The sequence below is a fragment of the Acidimicrobiia bacterium genome (assembly GCA_016650365.1).
In the GTDB taxonomy this organism is placed as follows: Bacteria; Actinomycetota; Acidimicrobiia; order Spongiisociales; family JAENVV01; genus JAENVV01.
On sequence record JAENVV010000085.1, the window covers coordinates 1 to 8,826 of the forward strand.

The following is an 8,826-nucleotide window of genomic DNA, read 5'->3' on the forward strand; positions in this document are numbered from 1 at the left end:
TGCAACGACTAAAAGACTTGTCACCATAGAGAATGAAGAGAGAACGACGATTAGCGGGCGCCAAAGCACCCGGCTGGCGTTTCGCATGATGTTAAGGCCTCCGAGCCAAGGATGGACGAGGTGGTCCACCCTGTGTTTGAGCATACACTCACGTAATTCGGCGCGATGGATATATTTTCAAGGCGAATACGGACTAGTCACATAGCGCGGACCAGGCCTGCCCACCAGAGTCGAAAGTCCCGATCTGTTTTGCGGGATCGGCTGGACCCATCCGGCCGAAATCGACGGCACTTGTCGTAGGCTGACCGGAGATGGTGAAAGGACCAACCATGCAGAAAGTGGTAGTGACCGGAGGAAGCGGCAAGGCGGGCCGGGCTGTGGTGGCCGATCTGGTCGCCCACGGGTACACCGTCACCAACGTGGATGCCGCCGCTTCGCGCAACCCCGACGAACCGACGTTGATCGCCGACCTGACCGACCTGGGCCAGACGATCGAGGCGCTGAACGGCGCCGATGCGGTTATTCACCTGGCGGCCATCCCTGCTCCGAATGTATTGCCTGATGGCGAGACGTTCCGGGTCAACATGATGAGCACCTACAACGTGTTCTCGGCTGCCACCCAGATTGGTTTGGAGAAGGTTGTGTGGGCTTCGAGTGAGACCCTCATCGGCCTCCCTTTTGAACGAGAGCAGCCTCGCTACGCCCCCATCGACGAGGAGCATCCCCGACTACCAGAGTTCCATTACGCCCTGTCGAAGTTGGCCGGGGAGGTGATCGCCGAACAGTTCAACCGGTGGACCGGTATCCCCTTTGTTGCGTTGCGGTACTCGAATGTGATGGAGGAAGCCGACTACCTTCGCTTCCCGGCATTCTCCGAGAACCCGCAGAGCAGGGCATGGAATCTGTGGGGCTATGTGGATGCCCGCGACGTTGCGCAGTGCACCCGCCTCGCCCTCGAACGGGACATTCCCGGGGCCGAGGCGTTTCTGGTGGCTGCCGCCGATACCTGCATGACTCAGGCCAGCGCCGACCTCATGGCCGAGTTCTATCCGGAAGTACCGATCCGCTCCGAACTCGCCACCCACGAAACGTTGCTCTCAATCGACAAGGCCCGCCGCCTACTCGGTTACGAACCTATGCACTCGTGGCGAGACCAGTACACCGCATAGGCAGCGCCCGCTAGGTAAGTAGCGACCGCTAGGTAAGTAGCGACCGCACCCAAAAGCTATGGTTGCCGGCATGCACCTGCTCGTCGAGTTTTTCAAACACAACACCATGATGAACGACCGACTGCTCAAGATATGCCGCCGGCTGTCCGACGAGCAATTGGGCTCGACGATCGAAGGCACCTACGGAACTATTGGCGCAACTCTCGTCCATGTCGCCGGCGGCCAGGAGTCCTATGCGGCGAGGTTCTTCGGTTCGGATCGTCCGGAGCGTCTTGCAGAAGATCCCTTCCCGGGCTTTGACGTGTTGGCCGAACATTTCACCCGGAGCAACGCACTCCTGGAACAAGCCACCACCGAAGCGGCCATCGAGGCCTACGTCGAAGTCGAAGGCGATGACCCGGTCGGCAAATGGCGGATGCACCGTTCACTACTGCTTCTTCAGGCCATCAACCATGGCACCGAACACCGCTCACAGATCGCCACGATCCTCACCCAGCTCGGCGTTCAAGCACCAGAAATGGACGGCTGGACGTTCTTCTTCGACGCCGGCCACATGGTCGACATCCCCGACTAGCGGCGCTACCCATGTTTCCCAGATCCCGGAGGAGCCGAGAACAACCAGTCGTTAGTGCGACGGAGGGAACGCTTCCTTGGGGTCGTCGAGGCCCATCGTGTGATAGATCGCCGTCACCCAGCCGAACGACATGATGATCACAATCACACTGACGAGCAGCCAGGGAGCCGGTCGCAGCCACCCAACAATAAGGACACCCCCGGCGGATACCAGCAGACGAGGTCGTAGAACAGTTCGAGAAAACTAACGGATCGATCTTCGATGACGTCACCGTGGGCGCGCGGCGGTTGCCAGAACGCCGCGCGGAATCTGGTCAGACGGTTGATATCGGGACGGGGCAGTCGGTGAGTCAGGCTGGCATCCCGCGCGCGGCGGTCGGCTCTGCCGGCATTCCAAAGAAGGAGTCATGACTCCCGCGGCCGTATCTCACGTACTACCAACCCTCATGGAGGATCAGACTAACCGGCCGGTTATCCGAGCCCGCAGGCGTTTCGCTCGGTTTCGAGGTCGCCGCCCCCAAAGCGGACGCGCTCATATACCGCTACCTGAGCAAGTTCGGTGTCGGTCAGCTTGTTGAAGGTTGGCATGACCTTTTCGATCGGCTTGCCGGTCGCCCCGTACGTGTCTCCGAACTCTTCCTTCCACCCCTCCGAGCCCAGGCTGACCCACTTCTTGTGGGTGTCGCAATCAGGAAACGTCTCACGCACGGTGGAGAAGGCGGGACCAATCCCGCCTTCTCCACCTTTGCCATGACAAGTCGCACAGGTGGCGAATATCTCCCGACCGGCGATCCAGTCGGGGTCGGCTGGCTCTGCCTCGCCGCAAGCGGCCAGCGTCACCAGAACCAGCAGTAGCGCTAGCCATCTCAGGCTGACGATGCCCCCACCTCTTCGCTCCGGGTCAGGAACAGGTAGATCCCCAGGAGCAGCGCCAGACCCATGATGGGTGACGAGACCCGCTTGATTACGGCCGAGTCGACCGACAACCCGATGAGGAACCCGGCCAGACCGACGTTCACTCCCCAGGCCACCAGCCGAACCAGGCCATCGTAGGCAAGCCTCATGGCTACCACCCCGAACAGGGCGTTCGTCATGGCGCCTAGGAACATCGAATGGTCGAAGGCGATGAGCACTCCGACTGGCCCTTCGCCGGTTTCCGGATCGAGTTCGCCACTCACGAAGAGCTGCACCACATACACAAGCAACGCGATGCCGACCGCCACATAGACAACTGACATGAGGGCGAAGACTCCGGTACCGATGCCCTTCCAAGCGGATGGCTTGAGATGGCTACGCATGCGGACCAGGAAGATGACGATGCCGATGACTTCGAGCATCGAGGCGACCTGAATCAACGCCTCGATATTCGCGATGAATGCCACGTTGAACAGCAGACCGGACAGGAACAGGCCGTACACGACCAACTGTCCTAACTTGCTTTCGGACATTGGTTTCGGATCCTTGACGAGCAGCCATTCGGCGATCGAAATAGCGGCTAGAACCAGATAGCCGATGAGCATGGCGGGTGGATGGGCACCAGCCAGGTTTCCAGCCGCCTCGGCATCCAAACCGGGCAGCGACCCGTTGGCGATGAACACCCCGAGCAGCACCCCGAGGACCGCCCCGATCGTAAGAGAAATGAGCGCCAGCAAGATGCCAACGCTCGGGATGGTCCTCGGCGTTGACCCGCGCTGGCCGATCACCCAGACGAGCGCCCAAACAATCACTGCGAGCATCAACGTGCCGCCGATCGGACGGAAGATCCCCGTGGTCGTCGCGAAGGCGATTACATAGAGGACGACTGCACCGACGACGGCCTGGGCCAGCCGGGTTCCAGATTTGATCGCCTTTTCGTCGGCGTTCGCCCCATACATAAGGAGGGCAACACCAATCACCGAAGTGGTGATCCACCCCAACGTGCCGGCATGCACATGAGTAAGAATCATCTCGTGGCTAGGCAGCCAGATGTCGAGTCCGTTGAGTATGCCGATCACGATCGTCACCAGGAAGATGACGAGGGCGGATCGGAAGAGCAATCGCGCAGATGAGTCGAGCGCGCCTTTCATGAGCTACCTCCCATTGGGTCCAGTTAGGCGGGGGCGGTCCCTGGGCGTCTCCGTCGTCTGGCGGAACAATACGCATGATTCCGACGCCGGGACGGGAAAACCTGGTAGTTATTTGGAAGCATTTGGCTGACCGCGGTGGCTCCAGGCGCGGTCAGCTGGCGCTGCTGTCGTCGTGACGCTCACGGGTCGAGATCACCAGGTTCGAGGTTGCGTTCTAGCGAGCGGCGTTCCATGGGCAGGAGCGCCCATTTTCGGGAGTACGAACCCTGGGTTCCAGCGCCCATTTCCGGGAGTACGAACCCTGGGTTCCAGCGCCCATTTCCGGGAGTACGAACCCTGGGTTGAACCCTGGGTTCCAGCGCCCATTTCTGGGCGTGGGAGCCCCCGGTTCCATCGCTTGCGGTATCGATCGGAGGTAGGCCCGACTAACCGGGCAGTCGTGCAACCCTGACGTAGAGTCGGACAGCCGGGCCGGAATGACGGACTTCCTCGACTTTACCGACGAGCAGCAGCGAACCACCGCAAGCCTCCTCCCTCCCAAGCAGGTCTGCAATACACGCAGTAGGCTCTCACAAAGTTGGAGGGACACGTCTATTTTCTGCGGTAACTGTGGTAAGGAGAACCCCGAGGACAGTAAGTTCTGTCGCGCCTGCGGCCACGGTTTGGCAGCTACCTGCCCGAAATGTTCGGCCAAGGTAACCCCCGGCGACAGCTTCTGCGGTAACTGCGGAAACCAGATCGGCGCCGCGACGGCCGCCCTACAACCGGCGCCGGCCGAAACGGCCACGGCCGGTTCCGACGCCGAGAAACGATTCGTCTCGGTCCTCTTCGCCGACATCGTTGCCTACACCACCTTCTCGGAAGGTCGCGATCCCGACGAGGTCCGGGACCTGCTGACCGTCTATTTCGATCGGGCCAGGGCAATCATCGAAAAGTTCGGCGGGTTCGTCGACAAGTTCATCGGTGACGCCGTCATGGGGGTGTGGGGAGCCGAGGCGACCCGTGAGGACGACTGTGAACGGTCGGTGCGGGCCGCCCTCGAACTCGTTTCCATGGTGGCCGCCCTCGGGGAAGAACAGGGCCACGAAGGTCTACAACTTCGGGCCGGAGTCAACTCGGGATCAACCTCGGTGGGACCGGGCGGCAACGAGAAGGGCCTCATCGTTGGCGACCTTGTCAACGCCGCCGCCCGACTGCAATCAGCGGCAGAACCGGGAACCGTGCTGGTCGGCGGAGCCACCCACGATGTCACTTCTCGCTCGATTGTCTATGAATCGCGCGGCAACCTGGAAGTCAAAGGCAAGACCGAACTGGTCGAAGCCTGGCGGGCGGTCCGCCCGGCCGGTCGGGTGGGCCGCGAAGTCAGTGGCCGCGAACTCCCTTTCACGGGCCGCGACCGGGAGATGCGCCTCCTCAAGGACATGCTCGAAGCCACGTCGACCGAACAGCGGGCGCGCTTGGTTTCAATCACGGGTGAAGCGGGCATCGGCAAATCCCGGTTGGGCCGCGAGTTTATGAACCATGTTGATGGCTTTTCCGAAACGGTGTTCTGGCATCAGGGCCGCTCCCCTTCTTACGGCGACGGCCTACCGATGTGGGCGGTCGGAGAGATGATCCGTCAACGAGCCGGCATCGCCGAGGAGGAGGAACCAAGTCGGGCTCTTACCCGTCTGCGGACCTGCCTGGCCGGGTACGTCCCGGATGACCAGGACCGACCGTGGATCGAAGGTTGGCTGGCCGGTCTCCTGGGATTAGGCGACATGCCTTCCGGCGGTGGTTCTGAGCTCCACTCGGCGATCCGCGCCTTCTTCCAGAGCATCGCCACACAGGGAACCACGGTTCTGGTTTTCGAGGACCTCCATTGGGCGGACGCCTCTCAGGTCGAATTCGTTGGCGAGCTGGTCGATCGATCAACGCGATCGCCCATCCTGGTGGTGACGCTGGCCCGACCCGAGCTTCTCGGGCGATTCCCCGGTTTCGGATCGACTCAGCGATCGTCGATGTCGGTGAGTTTGGCGCCTTTGGTCGACTCCGACATGACAGCCATGTTGACGGAACACCTTCCTGGCGTCGGGGCCGATGTTATTGCCCATGTCGTCGACCGGGCTTCTGGCTTCCCGCTCTACGCCGCCGAGATCGTCCGAATGCTCACGAACGAGGGTTCGCTTGTTCAGGTCGGCGGCGGATGGGAGTTCCACGGCACGGCTGAAAATCTGGCGGTTCCCGACACGCTTCAGGCGGTCATCGAAGCCCGATTGGATCGGCTCGAACCAGACGTGCGGTCCGTGCTTCAAGACGCCTCGGTTCTCGGCTTGAGCTGCACTGCGGCTGGTCTCGCCGCGGTCGGCAACTCCGCGGATCTCGACAGCAAGCTCCGCCAACTGATCCAGTTGGAACTGCTCGAGGTCGAAGACGACCCCCGATCCCCCGAACGCGGCCAGTACCGGTTTGTTCAGGGTGTCATCCAGGAGATCGCCCATGGACGACTCCATCGGGCCGACCGCCGTGACCGCCATCTGGCGGCCGCCGAATACTTCCAATCCTTCGATGATCCGGAGTTGGCCGGCGTCGTATCCACCCATTATCAGAAAGCGTTCGACGCTTCGCCGCAGGGTCAGCAACGAGACGAACTCCAACGTAGGGCCATCGAGGCGCTCGTCACCGCCGCTGAACGCGCGGCCAGTCTGCATTCCGACGGTCAGGCGATGGACCTGTATGACCAGGCGATCGCTTTCACCACGGACAAAGTCGAGCAAGCAACCTGGATCCTACGCTCCGTGGCGTCCGCCAGCGACGCTGGGGCCTTCGAACGGGGAATCGCCTATCTCGATCTGGCCGACCGGGCCTTCCATGACGCAGGGGATGAAGAAGGATTACGCCGGGCAGCCACCCTGCGCAGCTACCTGTTCAACGGGTCGTTTTCCTCTCCGAGTGCCGTCGCTACGATCGAACCGTTCTATCTGGGTCTCAAAGAGATCAACGACGATGTCACCCTGGGTGTTGCAGCAGAAATGGCGCGTGGATATTCATTGACCGAACGAACCGAGGAAGCGGTGGCGGTGGCGGATCGTGCCCTACCGGTGGCCAATCGGCTCGGCCGGACCGATCTCATCGCAGAATTATTGGTGACGAGAGCTACTGCGCTCGCTTTCGCGGGGCGCAGTATCGAAGGTATGGCCGGCCTCCGAGGAGCCCTAGAGATCTCAGAGCAGGAAGGGCTACTCAACACGGCTGTCCGTTCGGTCAATAACCTTGTGTCAGTAATGTCCGCATACAGCTTTGCTGCGGCGCAGGCGCTGCAAGCCCGGTTCCTTGAACTTACCGAGCGGATTGGCGGCTCAGATTGGATCGTACGAGCCAAGCTGCACATGTCAGATGCGGCGTCGGGACGCGGCGCCTGGGGCGAACTCCTGGACTGGGCGGACCAGATGGAGGAGCTCGCCACCGACCGATTGTGGGTGGACATCATTGACAGCGTGCGCACCTCGGCCGACTGCTTCCGGGGCGTAGACGGCGCGAGAACCAAGTGGTTGACAATCGTCGACAAACTCGACAGCGACGACCCTCAGACTCACGCGAATATGGAAGGTCTCCGGGCGACGGCCACGATGCTAGAGGGCGACTGGCAGGAGGCGTATGACCATGGGCTCGCAGCGGCGGAGATGGATTGGTCGGGCCTAACAATTGCCGCCCGGGCGGCGGTCCGACTGGGCGACGTCTCGTTGTTGGATGCCGTTGAAGCATCAATCGATGGCTGCGCTCAAGGGCCCGCCAGAACCACGCTCCACGCCATGTGCGCGGCGACCCGACGAGCGATGCTCGGCGACAAGGGGGGCGCCGCACAGGCCTTCGTGATCCTCCTCGGCCTCATGTCTGGTGTCGCCACGGAAATGATTCTGGTCCAGGTCAAGCTCATGTTTGCCGAGTTGGTCGGACTCGACAATCCCGCCGCCGCACAGGCCGCCCAAGAAGTTGCCGACTGGATCGAACAGACCGGTACGTATGGCCTGCTCGCCTCCTCAAGCGTATTGGATGCTCCGGTCTCTGCCGCCGAAGCAGGCTGACATGAGCGAACTCGAAGACGAGCTAATCGAAGACAAAGCAGTCCTGCCGCTTGAGCTGTTCTTCGACCTGGTGTTCGTGCTCGGTATCACCCAGACGGTGGCCCTGGTCGCCAACGGCCATGACGACCAAGCCTTAGGTCGAGCCTTCCTGGTGTTGGCCATGCTGTGGTGGGCGTGGACCCAGTTCAGCTGGACGGCCAATTCAGTCGACCTACGACCGCCCCGCGTCCGGTTCGCCTTTTTCGCCGCGATGGGTGCCGCGCTCATCATGGCCGTGTCAGTGCCGACTGCTTTCGAAGATGGCGGTCTGTGGCTGGCGGCTGGCTACGTCGTGGTGCGAGGCATCGGCGTCTGGCTGCACCTGTCCGGCACGACCGACCCCAAAACACTGGCCGGCGTTCGCCTCTTCGCGGCTGTGTCGTGGCCCGGGCCGCTCGTCTTTGTGGTGGGGGCCCTCGTCGACCCACCGGGCCGTTCGTGGTTTTGGTTGGTGGGCTTCCTCCTGGAGATTGGAGCTGCGGGACTCGCCGGAGGGTCAGCCTGGCATCTGCGAGCCGGTCACTTCGCCGAACGTCACGGCCTCATTTACATCATCGCCATGGGCGAGGGCATCGTGGCAATCGGGATCATCGCTGCCAGAGGTCCGCTCGACAGCGTGGTGGCCATCACGATGTTGCTGGCGGTGGCGGCGGCCGCCCTGTTGTGGTGGTCATACTTCGATCGGTTCGCCGAACACGTCGAGGACGCCCTACGAGAAGCCGGCGAGGCTCAGGGGGTGATCGCCCGACGACGCCTAGTCGCTCGGCCATTTCCCGATGATTGCCGGCGTCGTGTTGTTCGCGGCCGCCGCCGAAGAAATCGTCGCCATCCGGGCGACCATCTCGAAAGCTTCACCCGCCTGCTTCTCGCCTTGTCGATCGGCCTGGCCATGCTCGCCCAGTCGGGAGTCGTCAA

General features: G+C 62.0%; 6 protein-coding genes. 4 read left to right on the top strand and 2 right to left on the bottom strand.

Going from position 1 to position 8,826, the window contains the following annotated elements; translation table 11 throughout:
• Positions 1–329: 329 nt before the first annotated feature.
• Both JJE47_04965 and JJE47_04970 read left to right on the top strand, forming a co-directional pair.
• A complete protein-coding gene (locus JJE47_04965; protein MBK5266765.1) occupies positions 330–1,169 on the top strand; it encodes an NAD(P)-dependent oxidoreductase in 840 nt (279 codons plus the stop codon).
• A gap of 70 nt (positions 1,170–1,239) precedes the next feature.
• Positions 1,240–1,743, top strand: coding sequence for a DinB family protein (locus JJE47_04970; GenBank protein MBK5266766.1), 504 nt, complete (start codon positions 1,240–1,242; stop codon positions 1,741–1,743).
• A gap of 470 nt (positions 1,744–2,213) precedes the next feature.
• Here JJE47_04970 and JJE47_04975 read toward each other — a convergent pair whose 3' ends face one another.
• A complete protein-coding gene (locus tag JJE47_04975) occupies positions 2,214–2,582 on the bottom strand; it encodes a c-type cytochrome (protein ID MBK5266767.1) in 369 nt (122 codons plus the stop codon).
• Between the two features lie 26 nt (positions 2,583–2,608).
• Positions 2,609–3,808, bottom strand: coding sequence for a hypothetical protein (locus JJE47_04980; protein MBK5266768.1), 1,200 nt, complete (start codon positions 3,806–3,808; stop codon positions 2,609–2,611).
• Positions 3,809–4,284: 476 nt separating this feature from the next.
• On the opposite strand from JJE47_04980, the gene JJE47_04985 reads away from it, so the two are divergent.
• Positions 4,285–7,872 (top strand): AAA family ATPase, encoded by a 3,588-nt coding sequence (locus JJE47_04985; protein MBK5266769.1) that lies wholly within the window; start codon positions 4,285–4,287, stop codon positions 7,870–7,872.
• 1 nt (position 7,873) lies between these two features.
• The coding region (locus tag JJE47_04990) for a low temperature requirement protein A (GenBank protein MBK5266770.1) at positions 7,874–8,826 on the top strand (953 nt) is incomplete at its 3' end.